Genomic DNA, 17,349 nt, shown 5'->3' with positions numbered 1-17,349 from the left:
TGAAGTTTTAGTCCGGATTTTATTTGTTAAATTTCTCCACGAACTTAGTAAATTAATATCAATTATCATTAAAAGATATTAAAAACTCAACAGTTTTAGATAACCATTTATTTTTTGCCATAAAATGCAATTCACAATTGTCATCATAAACCTTGTAATTCTTGCTACTATTAATAAATAGCATTAGATTTTTCAGGAGCTAATTCCTGCTGTCCGCTATATCTTTTATGGTGTCCCGAGACTTCGGGACCACCATAAAAGGATGCCGCTCCCATCAGGGCTAGGAGATTTGGTTTCATAAGAAAGTTATTATAAAAGAGAAGTGGTTTTTATTATATTTGTGGTTCTTAAATCTTCACATTAAGAACAAAATAAAATTGCCCTTATGCCATGTAGTAAAGTTCCGAAAGGACTTTGACGCCGTGAAGAAGCGTAAGACTGCTAAAGCATGAGGGTTTTTATTCTTAAATCTTCACATTATGAGTACAAACCCCCTTTCGAAAGAAGCCGAAACCAGGCTACTGAATTTCTTTAACACCACCATTAACCCAGATGATATGGCCAAAGCCTTAAGGCAGGCAAATTATATCCTGGCGTTAGGAATTATCAGAAACGACGAAACCCTTCAACAAGAAACAATCAAATTAGAAAACAGCTTTTATTGGCTCAACGAATTAGCCGAAATTTTAAATCCTTATTTGGATGTAGAGTAGCATTTGTTATTAGATTTTAATAAAAAAGAAAAAGCCTTGATTTAAAAATCGAGGCTTTTTTATTAATTTCTCTTTAATACGCAGAAATATTTAAATCTTATCTGGTTCTTTTAATTTTTGCAACTAATAGTTTTTTAATCAAGTCAAACTCAAAATCTCTTTCTGATGCATACAGATATAATATTAATCTGGCATTGCTATCAACAAGGCTACTAATATCAGGAAAACTAGTATTAATGAATTGCGTGCTTTGAGAACTATAAACACTATATGATCTCTCTATAAATAATTCTTTAGACTTTAAAGTCCAGTCATCAATACTAATCAGATCTATTTCATTTTGATAATCGGCTAAGGCTTTATTTATAATTTCATCGATTTTACCCTTCTCTTTCTTAAAATCTATATTAATCATTCATGGCTATTTTGGTTATTAGATATTTAGTTATTTTTTATAAATATATAATATTGACCAAAACTTTTGATATAATCTTTATAAATTCATTATCATAAGGCTTTCGCCCTTACAGGGCTAAAACAACAATTGTCTTTCATTCATAGCGCTTCGCACCATGCTATTGCTGAAGCTCTTTCAGAGCAACAGGTTTGCAACATTTATGTTTAGAAATAATGTGAATGTAAATATGTAAGCATTTTCAGCACTTAATAGAATTATGCTCACGATCAAAATGCTCGCGGCGGTTGGAGATTGTAATCATATAAATTCATTCCAAAATCAAACGCAACGTCATAAAAACTTAATCACATTTTACCTTTTTCAAAACTCCAGTTTTAATATCTAATTTAAGACAGGTTTGCTTTATTAAAACCATCTTATTATTTACCACTTTATATTCTGCATTTATCTGGCTTGATCCTGCACAACATTGATTGTGTTCGCTAATTCTTTTCGTTTTACTATCAAACTCTAATGAAGTACCACTAAAGCCGCTTTCAAAATATTTGCCGCTCTTTGGATTATACAAAAAATACAAACTTGTAGTATTAGGCCCCGCAGTACCCCCTTCAAAAACAGAAAAATCATCAATTCCGTCAAAATTATAATCGTCAACGCTTATATTATTCAATCCCAAAAGTTGGCATTCTAAATCAATTTGCTGAAGTAACTTATCAGTTTTTTTCTCCAGAATTTTAACTCCCGTTACTTTTGCATAAAAATCACCTTTTTGTTTTGAAACAATTAACTTAAAGTATTTACCTTTTAAAGAAACACGCTGTAAAATTTCTTTATTTTTCCATTCCACATTATCTCCCCATTCAATTTCAAATGTTTTCGATAAAGTAATATTAAGCTCTTTCTTTGTATTTAAGTCTGTCCATATTCCTTCTAACTTTTTGCTTTTCGCATTAAAATTTTCAAAAGTCATTTTAGCTGTATTCTTGCCCGTTTTATCTTTTTCATAAAAAGTCAGGACTTTATTATTTAGACTTCCGCTTATCCCGATAGGAGTATCATAATTAGAATACGCATAAATGGCATCTGCGGATCCCTCTAAATTAAGATCTGTAATAAATTCTATCGAATACTTATCTATAAATCCTGTATAAGTTGTTTGTGCCGTTAATTGAATTGAAGCTAAAAAAAGTAATGCTATTAAAATTTTCTGTTGCATTGTAGAGTTTGAGATCGTTTAAATTTTGTTTGTTGGTGTTTTAGTATTCTTTAAGCTTAATACTTTTTATTCTAAGTTATTTCAAAATCCAATATCATCAATAGAATCTTCCGAAGCAGCTTGTGGTTTTATTAATTTCAGACCAAATCTTATCATATATATTATGACTATAGTGAGAAAAATAACTATTCCTACGTAAGCTATTAAATACCCCAAATCTTTATTCGTCGATGCTTTTATATAGTTTATCACTGCTTGTAACAAAGTTCCGTATGTCCCCATGAATAATATCCCTCCGATAAAAATAACTAATAAACCTATGATTTTTTTTAGTACTATCATGAAACAGAAGTATTATCAATTTTATCAATTATCCATTTTTCATTTACTTTTTTGATATAAATCCTCACGCCAATTCCGCATAGTCTGCCACAAGAAAAACCACCGTCTAAGACTCCAAATTTTCTTTCTTTATCAAATTGGATTCCTGTAAAATAAACTGCACCCGAAAAAACAAAATCATACTTTTTTCTCCAAAACTCACGTCGGTCTTTTGGAAACTCAGACATGTCTCTAATTTCAAATTTTCCTTTAAGTGGTATATTTTTAAAATCTATAGTATAGGTAGAATCTCCTTCTATTTTTGGATTAAAAACTTCCGTAACTTTAAAATGCTCTCCTAAATATTCTTTTAAATCCTTATTATTACTTTTTATTTTAGGATTGAATGCTACAATTAATTTTGACGTATCTTTTTCGATTACTTCTTGATTATGTTCCCACTTAGCCATTCTTTGTTTTTGCTCTTCAATACTCATTGTTGAGTCAACTCTTATACGATGACCATTTTCATCATAAGTAAGTAATCCATAAATAGGAGGCGGATTAAGTACCGTTCTGTAATCAAAACAAATAGAATCAATCAAATCTGGAAAAATTTCTGTCATTACATTTTTTTCAAATTCCAGATCGCTAATCTTTTTTTGACAACTCATAAAGAGAATTATCGCAAAAAGGAAAGTCAATTGTAATGGTTTTATCATAATTCTTATATAAGTATTGGTTCAAAAAGCGATTTTCTCGTGCTAATATAATACTATTTGTATTACATATTAATCTTTCATAAATCCAAATCATATAACATTATTCAAAAATACTATAAGACATTCTTGACACAATCTGAATAATTTTACATTATAACATTTAAACGATTAAATCATGAAAAAAATACTTTTAGCCGGAACAGCAATTTTAGGAGCAGGATTACTTATTTTATCTTTAAACTCTTGTAAAAATGAAAACAAACAAGAAGATCCTAAAGAAGTAGCGGAAGATGCAAACGAAGCAAAATTTGATACTCTTAATAATAAAGAAGATGATTCTGAATTTTTAGTGGATCAGGCAGAAATTAATTTAGCCGAGATTGAACTTGGAAAATTAGCACAACAAAAAGGTACTAATGCTGAAGTGAAAAAATTTGGTAAAATGCTTGTTGACGAGCATACTAAATCAGCATCTGAAGTAAGCGCTTTGGCAAAAGCTAAAAACTTTACTCTACCAACTTCTTTAACTGAAGACGGACAAGAAGAGTATAAAAAATTAAACGAAAAATCAGGTCTTGATTTTGATAAAAAATTCGTAGACATGATGATCGATGGTCATGAAAAAGCAATTGACAAATTGCAAAAAGCATCAAAAGATGCTACTGATAATGATGTTAAAGTTTGGGCATCGAATAATATAGCACCGCTAACCGCTCATTTAGAGCATGCGAAATTGCTAAAACAAAATTTAGATAAAAAATAAATTTAATTGGTTATTATTTATTTTAAAAACCCCTCAAGAATTGAATTGCTTGAGGGGTTTGTTTTTTTTTAGGTACAAAGGTTCAGAGTTGCAAAGGGACAAAGGTTTTTTTGTAGAGACGCACAGCAGTGCGTCTTTTGTTGCGTGTATTTATAATCGAATCATTTATTAGATAGATTAAAATCTATCAATTTTCACGAAGCCCCCAAACTTCGCGATAAATCTTTTAAGATATAAATACGACAATTACAGTTCTACCTTAGTCCCTTAGCAACTTAGAATCTTAGCACCTTAGAAACTTAAGAAATATCTCCCGCAATCTTTCTTCCTTTATAAAAAACACCTTCTCTTCTCGGTAAACGTGCTACGGCTTCGGCAGAACAGCTTGCTTTTACCAGGATAAAATTGGCTTCGTTATCTACTGCTGGCCAAACACGGGTTCCGGCATCGTTAAGAGGTAAAATTTCATCTTTTGTAGCAATGTGTAAAGATCTGCTTAGATTGTATTCGTCTGTCCAGCCGTAAAGCTGGGCGCATAATTTTGCTTTTTCTAGCATATCGCAAGTTCCGAAAGGCTGCCAGTGATCGACAATACTATCGGTTCCCGTCATTAATTTTACACCATATTTTTTTAAAGTTGGAATTGGCATTATGGTTTTCCCAATCGGAATTCCTGACACTACTCCTATTCCCAGATTTCCCATTTGCTCGGCGATTTTCTCCAAATCTTTTGGATCCATTTTCGCAAGCGCAAAACCGTGACTGATATACGTTTTTCCTTGTAATTGTTTGTTTTCTTCGGTCTTCTTAATCATGTATTCAATTGCCGCTTTACCAGATGGTATCGATTCATGCAAGTGTATATCGACACCTTTATTATTATCAAGTGCAATTTGAAACATAACATCAAGAGATTTCTCCATATTACCATCAACGTTGGTTGGGTCAAGTCCGCCAATGAAATCAATTCCCATTTTTGCTGCTTCTCTTAATAGAGGTTCACATTGTGAATACAAAATCCCGTGTTGCGGAAAAGCCACAATCTCTGAACCAAAGCTGTCTTTGTTTTTTTCTAAAGCAGCTTGTAAATGTTCTAAACTTTTTAATCCGCTTACAGGATCAATATTACATTGGCAACGCGCAAAATAACTTCCCTGACTTTGCATTAGTTTAATGGCTTCTTCTGCTTTATGCTGAGAATCCGGTAACAATTGCGGAATTAACTTTTGCTCCAGCGTGATCATATCTTTTACCGTATAACCTTTTCTTGGCGCTGCATTCCATGTTCCGCTGCCATAATATGTTTTATCAATATGAATGTGCATATCACGCAATCCCGGAAGCATCAAAAGTCCTTTAGCATCAACAGTTTTCAGTTTCAACGCTGGTTTTGTTGTGGTAATGCTTTTTATTTTACCATTGGCAATATGAATATTGTATAAAGCTGTTTTGGTGGCGATTACTTCATTTTTATCATTGTATTCAAAACCATCTTCTAATCGAACATTTATTAAAAGATATTCATTTAAAGCAGTTTTATTTTCTTCTGGTAAAACTTGTGCAACTGCATTTCCTCCAATTCCTGAAAACAATGCGGCTCCGGTTGCTGCGGCACCTAATCCTAAGAATTTTTTTCGGCTTATTTTATGATCTTCCATAAATTATATATTATCTTCTTTGCGTTTGTTATACGATTTTACAATAACACTCTAATAATCAATAGCATTAATTGCATTGCAAAATTCGTTATAAACTCAAAACGATAACGGTAATATTACGGAGAAAGATGGTAGAAATTATAATTTTTTAAAATCACCGGGAGTTTTTCCGGTATATTTTTTAAATACTTTACTGAAATAGGTATTATCATTAAAACCCAATTGATACCCAATTTCTTTTATAGACAAATCAGTACTGGTAAGTAAGCGTTTTGCTTCGAGAATAGTTCTTTGTTTGATAACATCGCTTGCCGGCATTTTTAAATATTTCTGCGAAAGGATATTGAGATAATTTGCGGTAATATTTAATTTATCAGCATAAAAATTCACCGAAGACTCTTCATTAAAATAATCATCAATTAACGTATTAAACCCTTTTATAATTTTCTCTGGTTTAGTTGACGAATCGTGTTCCGGAAATTGATTTAAATATTCTTTTTGCAATAATTTAAGCATTAAATGCAAACGCAATAAAAGAATTTCCTTGGTAAGAACATCATTATCAAGCAGTACTAATTCTATTTCATGCAAATGAATTTTAAATTCTTCAAACTTTTTTTTATCTAAAGACAAACAAGACGGAACACTTTGCTCAAAAAACGGAAATGATCCTAAATTCGAAAAGATAGTGATGACATCTGCCGCAAGCATTAACTGAAAACCGGAAGTATCGACATCGAGCGACCAGTTATGAACCTGCCCAGCCCTGATAAAATAAACCTGATAATCGTTTACGGTATATTGAGTAAAATCAACATTGTGAACTCCCGAGCCTTTTTCTACAAAAAACACCATATAAAAATCGTGTTTGTGGGGCTGCTCAAATTCGTTTCTTCCTTTTACGCTATGGCGAAACAAGGTAATCCCCAAAGTTTCTTCTCCGAGTATATTGCCAACAGATAAAACAGGAATCGAATGTTTTTGCAAGAGAAAGTGATTTGTTATTGAATTTCAAAATTAATAATTAAATAGTATAAATTTTTAAAAGAACAAAAAAAGGTCTGACTTTAGAGAGTCAGACCTTTTTAAATATTTATTCACGTTGCAATCTTTTAGTTCGCGCAAAGGCGCAAAGGCGCAAAGTTTTATTTTTGAAACCTCTGAAACTTTGTCTCTATGAAACTTTGAACCTGCTTTAAAAAACTTAGCAACTTAGTCACTTAGCTACTTAAGAGAAGCCATATCAATTACAAAACGGTATTTAATATCTCCTTTTAGTAATCTTTCGTAAGCATCGTTTACTTCATCAACACCAATAATTTCGATGTCGGCAGTAATATTATGTTCAGCACAAAAGTCTAGCATTTCCTGAGTCTCAGCGATTCCGCCAATATTAGAACCTGCAAAACTTCTTCTTCCTAATAATAAACTGAATGAAGTTACCGGAAGCGGTTCCATTGGAGCACCAACCAAAGTAAGTGTTCCGTCTACTTTAAGTAAATTTAAATACGCATCAATATCGTGTGGAGCCGATACGCAATCTAAAATAAAGTTTAGTGTTTTGGTATATTTTGCCATTTGCTCAGGATCTGTAGATAAAACTACTTCGTCTGCTCCTAAACGTTTTGCGTCTTCGGTTTTAGATAATGAAGTCGTAAAAACCACTACATGAGCGCCCATTGCTTTTGCCAATTTAATCCCCATGTGACCTAAACCACCAATACCTACAACACCTACTTTTTGTCCAGGGCCAACATTCCAGTGTTTTAGCGGAGAATAAGTGGTGATTCCGGCGCAAAGTAAAGGCGCAACTCCGGCAAGGTCTAACTTGTCTGAAATATGCAATACATAATTTTCATCGACTACAATACTTTGAGAATATCCTCCAAAAGTTTGTCCGCCTAAATGAACGTCAGGAGAATTGAAGGTTAATGTATTTCCTGGATCGCAAAATTGCTCTAATCCGTCTTTACAATGTTCACATTCTCTACAAGAATCGACCATACATCCTACTCCGGCTAAATCACCTACTTTAAAACCTTTTACGTGATCGCCCACTTTTGTTACGCGTCCTACGATTTCGTGCCCTGGAACTATCGGGTAAATAGTTCCGTGCCATTCGTTTCTGGCAGAGTGTAAATCTGAGTGGCAAATTCCGCAATATAAAATTTCGATTTCGACGTCATGCGCCAAAACTTCTCTACGCTGAATGTCTAATGTTTGTAAGGGTGCTTCGGCAGCTTCTGTGCCAAAGGCTTTTATGTTTTTTATTTGCATGTTTTTGTTTTTTTATTTTTAAGGTATTTAGACGCTAAGTTGCTAAGGTTCTGAGTTTTTTTTTAGAGTTGGTATAGTTTCACGCAGATTTAAGAGGATTTAATTCAAATCTTTTAAAATCTGCATAAAAAAAATAATATTTCTCGCAAAGTCGCAGAGTCGCAAAGTTTTCTTCTGCAATGCGCTTTTAAGATCATGAGTTCCTATTCACTTAGTAACTTAGAACCTTAGCAACTCAGAAACTTAGATTACTTTCCAAAACTAAAGTACTCTTCATCGGTTACGCTTTCTAACCAAATTCCTTTTCCTTTGTCGATTTCTGTGATGATGCTAATGTGCGAAAATCGGCTAAAAGGAGTTGCACCGTACCAATGTTCTACACCTGGTAAAATAGTAATTACCTCATCTTTATGAAGCAAACGAATCGCAGAACCTTTTTCCTGATAATAGCCAATTCCGTCAGTTGCGATAAACAATTGCAAACTTGCGTTACTATGCCAGTTGCATCTCGATCCGGGTTCAAAAGAAACTTCTTTAATCATGGTGTTGTCCGGATGAATATTGCTGGTTTGTTTTTTATAAGAAACAGTACCAGTCATAAAAGTATTCGGGACTTTGCCCTCTTCAATAGCGGAAGTATAAAGTGTTGACATAAAATTGATTTTTTGAGATTGGAATTTTATTTAAAATAAGATCTAACAAAACCGTTAATTAAGGTTAGATCACCAAAACAACACTTTTACTTTAATTATTTAAAGCTATTATATTGTTCGTCGGTTACTGGTTCAAGCCAGTCTACAATACCTTTTTGGGTATTGGTACTAATAGCAATATGGGTAAATTCATTATCCGGAGCAGCTCCGTGCCAATGCTTTAATTCGGGTTGAATGTTGACAACATCGCCTTCCTGAAGTAACTGAATTGGTTTTCCTTCTTCCTGATAATATCCTGTTCCTTTTGTAACTATTAATATTTGTCCGCCGGGATGTGTATGCCAATTGTTTCTCGCACCTGCTTCGAAAACTACATTACCAACGGCAGTATTTAAAACCGGATCATTTGGAACCAACATTTTCACCCATGCTTTTCCTGTAAAATAATCCGCTGAAGCTAGATCTCCTTTTGGAAAAATAGTTTCATTTAATTGATTTTCTGGTTCTTTCATAATTATTTTGTTTTTGTATATCAGTGCTGTAAACTAAATTAGAAAGCTAGAATGCGCTTTATAGAAGTTATATTTAGTCAGCGAAAAACCGATAGAGGTTAATACTAATTATTTCAGGGCAAAAGTAGTCTAGCAACAACAATTAGAAATAACAATATTCAAACAAAAAATTAAGAATATGAAACAATTTACGATCGTAACGATTTTGGGATCGTTCCTGTAAGTCTTTTAAAGTAGTTATTAAAATAACTCGGATATTCAAATCCTAACGAATATCCAATATCAGAGATGCTCCAATCTGTGTGTTGCAGTAATGCTTTGGCTTCGCCAATGATTCTCTCTGTAATATGCGCTGTTGTTGGTTTTCCCGTAACTTCCTTTACAGAACGGTTTAAATGATTAACATGTACAGACAAACTTTGTGCATAATCCTGAGGCGTTTTTAGTGCCAAAGGTTCATTTTTTGTTTCTATAGGAAATTGTCTTTCTAATAATTCTAAAAATAATGAGGTAATTCTCGAAGAAGCATTTTTATGCTTAAAGAAATTTTCTGAAGGTTGCATTTTCATCGATTCATGCAAAATCAGATTGATGTAATTTCGAATTAAATCATCTTTAAAAACATAATCGGTTTCTTGTTCTTCGATCATTTTTTTAAACAACGAATCTATAAACACTTTTTGCTCAGCCGATAAGGTAAAAATAGGAGTTCCTCCAATTTTAAACAAAGGCGATTCATGAAGACTTTCTGAACGATCATTGGCTCTTAAAAATTCTTCAGTAAAAACACAGGCATATCCTTCATATTCCGGCGAAACAATTTCCCATGAATATGGAATATGCGGATTTCCAAAGAATAATATAGTACCATCGGTTTCTATACCACGGTCTGCGTAATGAATTAAACTCTTACTGGTATTAATACATATTTTATAAAAATCCCTGCGGTTATACGTCGGAATCTTACTAATTGTATCGTTTACTTCGTATACTTTAAAGCCTTTTAGCTTTAAGTCGTTTATACCAAGTTCAGAAGCCTGATAATCTAATTGCTCTTTCATGCAGCAAAGTTATGAAAATCAAACAAAAAATAATAGTTTCAGGTTTAAAATGAATTGTGCTGAATTTAACCGCAAAGTACGCAAAGGTTTACGCAAAGTTTTTTTTTAGATTGCTGAGGTTATAATCGCGCAAAGTCGCAAAGTCGCAAAGTCGCAAAGATAATTGACAAAGCTTTGTGTCTTTGCGACTTTGCGAGATTAAAAAACTTGCGAACTTTGCGTAAACCTTTGCGTACTTGGCGGTTAAATTCTACACAATCCAATGCTCATTTCAAACCCAAAACAAAATAAACTACTAAAAAATTGCAAAATTATACCAATCGGTATATATTTGCATTTAAATTTTACCAATCATGAGTAAAGCCGAAAAAACCAAACAATTTATCATCGAGAAAACTGCTCCTCTTTTTAATATGAAAGGATACAGCGGAACTTCGATAAGCGATATTACTGAGGCTACAGGGCTTACAAAAGGAAGTATTTATGGCAATTTCGAAAATAAAGATGAAGTTGCGATTGCTGCTTTTAAGTTTAATGTCAAAAAACTACAAGACACTTTTTCAGCAGAAATTGAAAAGCAAACGACTTTTAAAGGTAAATTATTAGTGTATCCGAGGCTGTATTCTGATTATTATGAACTAAGGCTTACCAAAGGCGGCTGCCCGATCATTAATACCGCTACAGAAGCAGATGACACCCATCCGGTTTTAAGAAAGAAAGTCGAAAATACCATTCTCGCCTGGAAAGACAAATTGGTTTATTATATTGAACAGGGCATTATCGCCGGAGAATTTCAAGCCAAAAATATAGATCCTCAAAAAACGGCTTTAACCATTATTGCGATCATTGAAGGTGCCGTGATGATTACCAAAATCACCGGAAATCTTTCTCACTTATCTGACATCATGCTTTCACTGGATAAAATCATACACGACTTAGAATAATCATACTTAAGATTATTTTTTTGAACAAAAATATACCAATCGGTATTAAAATAAATACTATTATAATAATGGAAAAATTAACGAGATTACAAGTATTACAAAACCACATCGACGGAGAATTTACAGCATCGCCATCGCCTTTTATGCTTTGGATGAAACCAATTGTTGTCGCTGCAGAACAAGGCACAGTTACTTTTAAATACACGGTTCGGGAAGAAATGTCGAATCCGGTTAAAAGTTTACACGGAGGCGTAACCGCAGCCATTGCCGATGATTGCATTGGGGCAACAATGTTTTCGCTTGACGAAGAAACTTTTTATACGACTATCAATCTTGTTGTCGATTACTTTGCTCCTGCTTTTGTTGGTGACACTATTATCGCGAAAACAGCCATTATTAGAAAAGGAAAACAAATTGTAAATGCACAATGCGAAATCTGGAACAAAGATCAAACGAGATTAATTGCCAGAGCAACGTCTAACCTTCTTAAAACAAATATTGTAAAGAAAGAATTGTAACTCCTTCCTGTTATTTTTTAAACACATAGAAACATAGATTTTACTTACTGATAAAGGCGTTTCACTTGGCATTAATTTATCCCGATGCTTCGGGAATATGTGAAAAAAACCTGTTTCTTTTTTTATAGTTTCTTTTCTATCAAAAACTATATTTCTATGTGTTTAATTTTCAAAACCCACATTTTACAGATCACATTTCACAAAAGAAGCCCTTTTTTTTAATCAAAAACATACCAATCGGTATAAAATATAATTATGATGACACCATTACACCGAAAACTTCTCATTTTTACAGTCATTCTGGCTGCAATTATGGAATTGATTGATATATCGATTGTAAACGTAGCGCTTTCGCACATGAGCGGAAATCTTGGTGCAACCCTCGAAGATACTTCCTGGGTGATTACCGCTTATGCTATTGCCAATGTGATCATTATACCTATTACCAGCTTTTTGAGTGCTAATTTAGGCCGACGTAATTATTATATTGGTTCGGTTATTCTGTTTACGTTCTGTTCGTTCATGTGCGGACATTCGTCTAATATCTGGATGTTGGTCTTTTTCAGATTCTTTCAGGGAATTGGCGGTGGTGCATTGTTATCGATTTCTCAGGTCGTGGTTTTTGAACTTTTCCCAAAAGATAAACAATCAACAGCAGGAGCTTTGTTTGGTGCAGGAATTTTTATTGGGCCAACAATTGGTCCTACGCTTGGTGGTTATATTACCGAAAATTACGATTGGCCTTGGATATTTTTAATTAATGTTCCAATTGGTATTCTTGTTATGATTTCTTGTTATTTCTTATTGCGAGAACCTTCTGTAAAACCCGAAGTTACAAAGGTTGACTGGACGGGAATTGCGCTATTGGCCATTGGTGTTGGTGCCTTGCAAACCGTTCTGGAAAGAGGCGAAGTCGAAGATTGGTTCGAAACCCGATACATTATTATTCTAACTGTGATTGCCGTCAGTACTTTATTGTTTTTTATTTATTGGGAATTATCCATAGATAAACCGGTTGTAAATCTTCGGGTGCTTAAAAGTAAATCATTAAGTATAGCCGCAATTCTGACTTTTGTAACAGGATTCGGAATGTTTATTTCGATTTACATCACTCCCGTTGTTGCGCAACGTCTTTTGAGCTTTTCTCCTTATCAAACCGGATTGCTCTTACTTCCGGGAGCATTATTTGCTTTACTGGCTTTAAAAACATGCGGAACACTTTTACAAAAAGGAGTTTCTCCCGTAATAATTATTGCAGCAGGATTTCTTTTGTTCATTTATTTTAATTGGCGAATGTCCGGAATGACTTTAAACACAAGCGCTTCTGATGTTGCAACATCGCTTATTTTTCGTGCCTTAGGAATGGCTTTACTTACCGTTCCGCTTACAATGCTGGCGGTTTCCTCTCTTGATGATAAAGATGTTGGTCAGGGTGCAGCGCTCAATAATATGATGCGCCAATTGGGCGGTTCTTTTGGCGTATCGATTATCAATACGTATGTTGCACATCGATTTTCGGCGCATCGAAACGAATTGACTTCAAATATTACGCCTTATAATGTAATAGCGATGGACAGAATAAATGGCTATATCAAATATTTTCAAAGCAAAGGTTTTGCCTATAATGAAGCAAAATTAAAAGCGCTTAAACTGACAGAAAATATTATAATGAGACAATCCTCTTTATTAAGTTATCGGGATGCTTTTTTTCTTGTCGGATTATTTTTTGTCGTGACATTACCCCTTCTTTTATTTGTGATGAATAAATCGAAGAAAGCCAAAACGAATATGATTATTTCAGATCATTGAATTTTTTATTTAAACACATAGAAACATAGATTTTATAGTTTAAAAAGGGAATGAAAAGAAACTCGTTTCTTCACATAGTCCCGATCCCGAAACTTCGGGCAATGTCATTAAGTTAAGCTTTTTAGAAACTAAAATTAATCTCGCAAAGGCGCTAAGACGCAAAGTTTAAACACAATATTGTCATCTCGACGCAGGAGAGATCACACTAGAAACTCGACAAAAATTGGATTTGCATTGCGCAGTTAATAAGGAGATTTCTCCTGCGTCGAAATTAAAAGACCTTTTCTCCCGAAACCTCGGGATCACCACTCAGAAGAGAGCTTTATTTTTTCTTCTGATTAACGCTCAAAACACCTGCTTTTAGTCCTTTGGCGGAAGCCGAAACAATAACATCACTATTATTTTCATCTTTTTGAACAATAATCTGTGCGTAACCATTAAACAATTTTCGTTTCCACGGTTCTGATGGGGTTATTATCCTGATAATTCCGGGATCTGTGTTCATCACGTCCCAGTCTTTTACTTTTTGCAAAGGCGAAGCTCTTATTGTAATAACGTTGGTTCCTTCTTTTAAAACGGTTTTGTCAAGATGGTACTTTTGAGAATCCTCTGCGCTTGCATTAACTAAATTGCCGTTTACAAAAACAGACTCGTTTACTCCAATTTTTTTATAAAAGAAATCGACAATATTAGCTTGTACATTATTCTTCAATTCAAACTTTCCTCTGTAAATATATGCCGAAGCCTGATTTTTATAATCTCTATCTTTAAAAGCTTCCTTCCAGGCATTTGGTTCGTCTAAAGCAGGCTGATTTACAGCATCAACAAGTTGTTTTCTTTCTTCAAAATTAGTTATGCGCACAAGATGAATATCATCTATAAACTGATCTTTTTCTAATGATGTTGGATCGCCATTTCCTACTCCTAAAATTTTTCCGCCTTTTATATTAAATGTAATTTCATTATTTGCCGTTGGAACGTGAAGTCCATTTTTGTCTGTAACTTCGACTGTTATCACAGTAACATTTCCATTTACAGGATTTTCTTTATCGACAGAAAGTTTTATGTTTTCCGGATTTCCGGTTGTTTTCTGAACTTCCGTCAGGATCTTTTTACCGTTTTTATATCCAATTGCTTCAAGAGTTCCGGGTGCATATTTTACTTTCCATTCTAAATGGCCGTATTGCTCCATTTTCTTTTTGCCTAAACTCTTTTTATTCAGAAAAAGTTCTACCTCATCACAGTTCGAATAGGCCCAAACATCTATTTCTTTTCCTTCCATTCCGTTCCAGTTCCAGTGTGGTAAAAGATGCAAAACAGGTTCATTTCCCCACCAGGATTTCAAATAAAAAACATTGTCTTTCGGGAAACCGCAAACATCCATCATTCCAAAATAAGACGTGACCGATGGCCAACCGTAAGGCGTTGGTTCTCCGCGATAATCAAAACCTGTCCAGATAAACATTCCGGCTAGATATGGGCGCTCGGCATAAAACTTCCAGCCTTCTTCTATACTGTAAAAAGTAGGACGCGGTTTTTTGTCGTAAGCACTTTGATAATGCTTGGCATCATCTGTAAAATAAATACCTCGCGTTGCAAAAGTCGAACCTTCCTCTGTTCCCATTCCGGGTTGAGTTTTAAAAGCATTTCTATGAGCATCGATATCCCCATTTCCCATATAATTATAGCCCATAATTTCGACAACTGAAGATATTCCACTTTTAAAACCGCTGCTTATCCCAACCGTTACAGGTCTTGTAGAATCAATGCTTTTGCTAAATCCCTGCATTATATTGGTAATGCGTTCGCCTACAATTCCGCCTTCGATATTCCATTCTTCATTTCCTACAGACCAGCAAAAGATACTCGGATGATTGCGATCGCGTTCTATTAAGCGTTTTAAATCATTCAAATGATAGTCGTTAATTCCCATTAAACGGGTTTCATCAATTACCAGCATTCCTAACTTATCGCAGGCATCCAGCAATTCCGGTGTTGGCGGATTGTGCGAACAGCGATAGGCATTCGATCCCATTTCTTTAAGTTTTTTTATGCGGTAATATTGTAATTCATCAGGCAAAGCAGCGCCTATTCCGGCATGATCCTGATGATTATTTGTTCCTTTTAGTTTGATTGATTTTCCGTTAAGGAAAAAACCATTTTCAGGATCGAACTTAATCGTTCTTATCCCAAAATTAGTTTCATAGCTATCTGTAATTTTTCCTTCTTGTTTGATCTGCGTCAGCAAACGATACAAATTTGGTGCATCAAGATCCCATAATAACGGATTGCTGACTTTTATTTTTGAATTAATTTTTGCTGTTTTATAAAAATCAGGCGCCAAAGTATTTTCAATAATACCGCCCACTTGTTTTCCGGAAGGATCAAAAATGGTTTGTACAATTTCAATATTTCCTTTAAAATTTCCTTTATTTTCAATTGTAACTTCTGCCGTTACTTCGGCATTATTATCCTGAATTTCAGAAGTTACATACGTTCCGTTCTGGATTACGTGCAACGGATTTGTTTTTTGCAGATAAACGTGCCTGTAAATTCCTGCGCCTTCATAAAACCAGCCTTCTTCCATCGAAGCATCGGCATGAACTACAATCGTATTTTCGCCGCCATAATTTACATAAGCCGTAACATCATATTCAAAACCATTATAACCGCTTTCTTCTGTTCCGAGGAAATGTCCGTTGAAAAACACTTTTGAGTTTCTAAAAACTCCATCAAATTTTAGTGAAATAATTTTCCCCTGATCGTTTTGCGAAATGTTGATTTTCTTTCGGTACCAGCCAATACTTTTTTCCGGAAAACCTTTTCCAGAAGCTTTAAATCCGTGACTATAACTTGCTTTTTCGCTAAAACCCTGCTCCACTGCCCAATCATGCGGAAGATCAAGTTTTCTCCAGGCACGATCATCAAATCCCGGCGCTGCGGGACCATCACCAAAACCGGTTTTTGCTAAATAAGAAAAGTAACCTTCGGCATGGCCAAAATCTTTTTGAGTATCGTATAGATGTCCAAACGCAAAACGCCAGTCTTTATCAATTACAATTAATTCACGATCTGACTGGTTTTGTGCGAATGAACTCATCGAAATTAAAACAATAAAATGGAGCAGAATTTCTTTGAGAGAAATAGTTTTCATAAATATAAAATGGTTAGCTAGTAGCGATAAAAATAGGATTTTCAATACATTTAATATAATAGTATTTTATCAAAACCTAATCGTATATAGTTTCGTAACTATAGTGGAAAAGTAGGCATTAAAAATTTAGAATCATTCTACGGGCTTTCCTTTATTAAATGATTCTGTTTTAATGTAATTTTATCTTAAAATTCAATTAAAAGAGTACAAGTATGAGTGTTATAAAAGACGAAAATACGCTTCTTAACACTATTAAGCGCATTGATCAAAAAATTGACAAACTAAATGATCAAAAAATAATTGCTTTTTTTGATTCATTGGGTTTAGCCGGAAGAGAAGATATTCCTGCAGCAGCAGATTTCCTTAAATGGGAAACAATTCTTGTTGTTGTACCTAACAGACATATATCGCACGAACTAAAATATTACAAATATTCGATCGCCAGACTTTCGTTTGTAACGAACCCAAATGCCAAAGAAATTCATATTTTTGATTTTAAGGAATGGGATAATATTACCCGAAACAAAACACAATTTCAGGTGAGAGAATTGCTAAAAACTAGTTTTGGTGGTGTTCGAAACAATGCTGAAAGATTAAATTGATTATTTTT

Annotated in this window: 18 protein-coding genes; 6 read left to right on the top strand and 12 right to left on the bottom strand. The window is 34.0% G+C overall.

Features of this window, described 5'->3' with window-relative positions; translation table 11 throughout:
- Positions 1-170 precede the first annotated feature (170 nt).
- Positions 171-299, bottom strand: coding sequence for a hypothetical protein (locus L0669_RS23675; RefSeq protein ID WP_302773188.1), 129 nt, complete (start codon positions 297-299; stop codon positions 171-173).
- Between the two features lie 180 nt (positions 300-479).
- On the opposite strand from L0669_RS23675, the gene L0669_RS14520 reads away from it, so the two are divergent.
- The gene (locus L0669_RS14520; protein ID WP_263758441.1) at positions 480-713 is read left to right on the top strand and encodes a hypothetical protein; all 234 of its coding nucleotides are present in this window, start codon (positions 480-482) and stop codon (positions 711-713) included.
- A 97-nt stretch (positions 714-810) separates the two neighbouring features.
- On the opposite strand, the gene L0669_RS14515 is transcribed toward L0669_RS14520, so the two are convergent.
- The 4 genes from L0669_RS14515 to L0669_RS14500 all read right to left on the bottom strand — a co-directional run bounded on the left by L0669_RS14515 (position 811) and on the right by L0669_RS14500 (position 3,294).
- The gene (locus L0669_RS14515) at positions 811-1,128 is read right to left on the bottom strand and encodes a hypothetical protein (protein WP_263758439.1); all 318 of its coding nucleotides are present in this window, start codon (positions 1,126-1,128) and stop codon (positions 811-813) included.
- Positions 1,129-1,471: 343 nt separating this feature from the next.
- Positions 1,472-2,347 carry an XAC2610-related protein gene (locus L0669_RS14510; RefSeq protein ID WP_263758438.1) on the bottom strand — a complete coding sequence of 292 codons (876 nt, stop codon included), beginning with the start codon at positions 2,345-2,347 and terminating at the stop codon, positions 1,472-1,474.
- A gap of 81 nt (positions 2,348-2,428) precedes the next feature.
- The gene (locus L0669_RS14505) at positions 2,429-2,689 is read right to left on the bottom strand and encodes a hypothetical protein (protein WP_263758437.1); all 261 of its coding nucleotides are present in this window, start codon (positions 2,687-2,689) and stop codon (positions 2,429-2,431) included.
- The gene (locus L0669_RS14500) at positions 2,686-3,294 is read right to left on the bottom strand and encodes a hypothetical protein (RefSeq protein WP_263758436.1); all 609 of its coding nucleotides are present in this window, start codon (positions 3,292-3,294) and stop codon (positions 2,686-2,688) included. Before L0669_RS14500 ends, L0669_RS14505 begins: the two co-directional genes overlap by 4 nt.
- A gap of 271 nt (positions 3,295-3,565) precedes the next feature.
- On the opposite strand from L0669_RS14500, the gene L0669_RS14495 reads away from it, so the two are divergent.
- Positions 3,566-4,153, top strand: a complete 588-nt coding sequence (locus L0669_RS14495) for a DUF4142 domain-containing protein (protein ID WP_263758435.1) — start codon at positions 3,566-3,568, stop codon at positions 4,151-4,153.
- A gap of 299 nt (positions 4,154-4,452) precedes the next feature.
- Here L0669_RS14495 and L0669_RS14490 read toward each other — a convergent pair whose 3' ends face one another.
- The 6 genes from L0669_RS14490 to L0669_RS14465 form a co-directional block, all read right to left on the bottom strand.
- Entirely contained in the window at positions 4,453-5,811 is a 1,359-nt protein-coding gene (locus tag L0669_RS14490; RefSeq protein WP_263758434.1) for an amidohydrolase, read from the bottom strand.
- A gap of 138 nt (positions 5,812-5,949) precedes the next feature.
- Positions 5,950-6,798 (bottom strand): helix-turn-helix domain-containing protein, encoded by an 849-nt coding sequence (locus tag L0669_RS14485; RefSeq protein WP_263758432.1) that lies wholly within the window; start codon positions 6,796-6,798, stop codon positions 5,950-5,952.
- Positions 6,799-7,035: 237 nt separating this feature from the next.
- Positions 7,036-8,088, bottom strand: a complete 1,053-nt coding sequence (locus L0669_RS14480) for an NAD(P)-dependent alcohol dehydrogenase (protein ID WP_263758430.1) — start codon at positions 8,086-8,088, stop codon at positions 7,036-7,038.
- Positions 8,089-8,336: 248 nt separating this feature from the next.
- Positions 8,337-8,741, bottom strand: coding sequence for a cupin domain-containing protein (locus tag L0669_RS14475; protein ID WP_263758429.1), 405 nt, complete (start codon positions 8,739-8,741; stop codon positions 8,337-8,339).
- Positions 8,742-8,836: 95 nt separating this feature from the next.
- Positions 8,837-9,253, bottom strand: coding sequence for a (R)-mandelonitrile lyase (locus L0669_RS14470; protein WP_173972304.1), 417 nt, complete (start codon positions 9,251-9,253; stop codon positions 8,837-8,839).
- Positions 9,254-9,441: 188 nt separating this feature from the next.
- Positions 9,442-10,314: a helix-turn-helix domain-containing protein gene (locus L0669_RS14465; RefSeq protein WP_263758427.1), complete on the bottom strand. Its 873-nt coding sequence runs from the start codon at positions 10,312-10,314 to the stop codon at positions 9,442-9,444.
- A 353-nt stretch (positions 10,315-10,667) separates the two neighbouring features.
- Between L0669_RS14465 and L0669_RS14460 the strand changes: the two genes are divergently transcribed.
- The 3 genes from L0669_RS14460 to L0669_RS14450 all read left to right on the top strand — a co-directional run bounded on the left by L0669_RS14460 (position 10,668) and on the right by L0669_RS14450 (position 13,585).
- Positions 10,668-11,258 carry a TetR/AcrR family transcriptional regulator gene (locus tag L0669_RS14460; RefSeq protein ID WP_263758426.1) on the top strand — a complete coding sequence of 197 codons (591 nt, stop codon included), beginning with the start codon at positions 10,668-10,670 and terminating at the stop codon, positions 11,256-11,258.
- Positions 11,259-11,326: 68 nt separating this feature from the next.
- The gene (locus L0669_RS14455) at positions 11,327-11,776 is read left to right on the top strand and encodes a PaaI family thioesterase (RefSeq protein ID WP_173970976.1); all 450 of its coding nucleotides are present in this window, start codon (positions 11,327-11,329) and stop codon (positions 11,774-11,776) included.
- Between the two features lie 255 nt (positions 11,777-12,031).
- A complete protein-coding gene (locus L0669_RS14450) occupies positions 12,032-13,585 on the top strand; it encodes a DHA2 family efflux MFS transporter permease subunit (RefSeq protein WP_263758425.1) in 1,554 nt (517 codons plus the stop codon).
- 322 nt (positions 13,586-13,907) lie between these two features.
- Here the strand turns inward: L0669_RS14450 and galA are convergent, their stop codons facing one another.
- Positions 13,908-16,739: a beta-galactosidase GalA gene (gene galA / locus L0669_RS14445; protein ID WP_263758423.1), complete on the bottom strand. Its 2,832-nt coding sequence runs from the start codon at positions 16,737-16,739 to the stop codon at positions 13,908-13,910.
- Positions 16,740-16,951: 212 nt separating this feature from the next.
- Between galA and L0669_RS14440 the strand changes: the two genes are divergently transcribed.
- Positions 16,952-17,341, top strand: a complete 390-nt coding sequence (locus L0669_RS14440) for a hypothetical protein (protein ID WP_263758422.1) — start codon at positions 16,952-16,954, stop codon at positions 17,339-17,341.
- The last annotated feature ends 8 nt before the right edge of the window (positions 17,342-17,349 follow it).

Origin of the sequence: Flavobacterium bizetiae (assembly GCF_024271895.1) — a bacterium.
In the GTDB taxonomy this organism is placed as follows: Bacteria; Bacteroidota; Bacteroidia; order Flavobacteriales; family Flavobacteriaceae; genus Flavobacterium; species Flavobacterium bizetiae.
The sequence above is the reverse complement of the archived record's forward strand: the minus strand, read 5'-3'. Positions and strand labels throughout refer to the sequence as shown.

Coding starts and splice junctions, on each gene's coding strand:
- L0669_RS23675 (WP_302773188.1), bottom strand. CDS start 299: ATGAAACCAAATCTCCTAGCCCTGATGGGAGCGGCATCCTTTTATGGT.
- L0669_RS14520 (WP_263758441.1), top strand. CDS start 480: ATGAGTACAAACCCCCTTTCGAAAGAAGCCGAAACCAGGCTACTGAAT.
- L0669_RS14515 (WP_263758439.1), bottom strand. CDS start 1,128: ATGATTAATATAGATTTTAAGAAAGAGAAGGGTAAAATCGATGAAATT.
- L0669_RS14510 (WP_263758438.1), bottom strand. CDS start 2,347: ATGCAACAGAAAATTTTAATAGCATTACTTTTTTTAGCTTCAATTCAA.
- L0669_RS14505 (WP_263758437.1), bottom strand. CDS start 2,689: ATGATAGTACTAAAAAAAATCATAGGTTTATTAGTTATTTTTATCGGA.
- L0669_RS14500 (WP_263758436.1), bottom strand. CDS start 3,294: ATGACAGAAATTTTTCCAGATTTGATTGATTCTATTTGTTTTGATTAC.
- L0669_RS14495 (WP_263758435.1), top strand. CDS start 3,566: ATGAAAAAAATACTTTTAGCCGGAACAGCAATTTTAGGAGCAGGATTA.
- L0669_RS14490 (WP_263758434.1), bottom strand. CDS start 5,811: ATGGAAGATCATAAAATAAGCCGAAAAAAATTCTTAGGATTAGGTGCC.
- L0669_RS14480 (WP_263758430.1), bottom strand. CDS start 8,088: ATGCAAATAAAAAACATAAAAGCCTTTGGCACAGAAGCTGCCGAAGCA.
- L0669_RS14475 (WP_263758429.1), bottom strand. CDS start 8,741: ATGTCAACACTTTATACTTCCGCTATTGAAGAGGGCAAAGTCCCGAAT.
- L0669_RS14470 (WP_173972304.1), bottom strand. CDS start 9,253: ATGAAAGAACCAGAAAATCAATTAAATGAAACTATTTTTCCAAAAGGA.
- L0669_RS14465 (WP_263758427.1), bottom strand. CDS start 10,314: ATGAAAGAGCAATTAGATTATCAGGCTTCTGAACTTGGTATAAACGAC.
- L0669_RS14460 (WP_263758426.1), top strand. CDS start 10,668: ATGAGTAAAGCCGAAAAAACCAAACAATTTATCATCGAGAAAACTGCT.
- L0669_RS14455 (WP_173970976.1), top strand. CDS start 11,327: ATGGAAAAATTAACGAGATTACAAGTATTACAAAACCACATCGACGGA.
- L0669_RS14450 (WP_263758425.1), top strand. CDS start 12,032: ATGATGACACCATTACACCGAAAACTTCTCATTTTTACAGTCATTCTG.
- galA (WP_263758423.1), bottom strand. CDS start 16,739: ATGAAAACTATTTCTCTCAAAGAAATTCTGCTCCATTTTATTGTTTTA.
- L0669_RS14440 (WP_263758422.1), top strand. CDS start 16,952: ATGAGTGTTATAAAAGACGAAAATACGCTTCTTAACACTATTAAGCGC.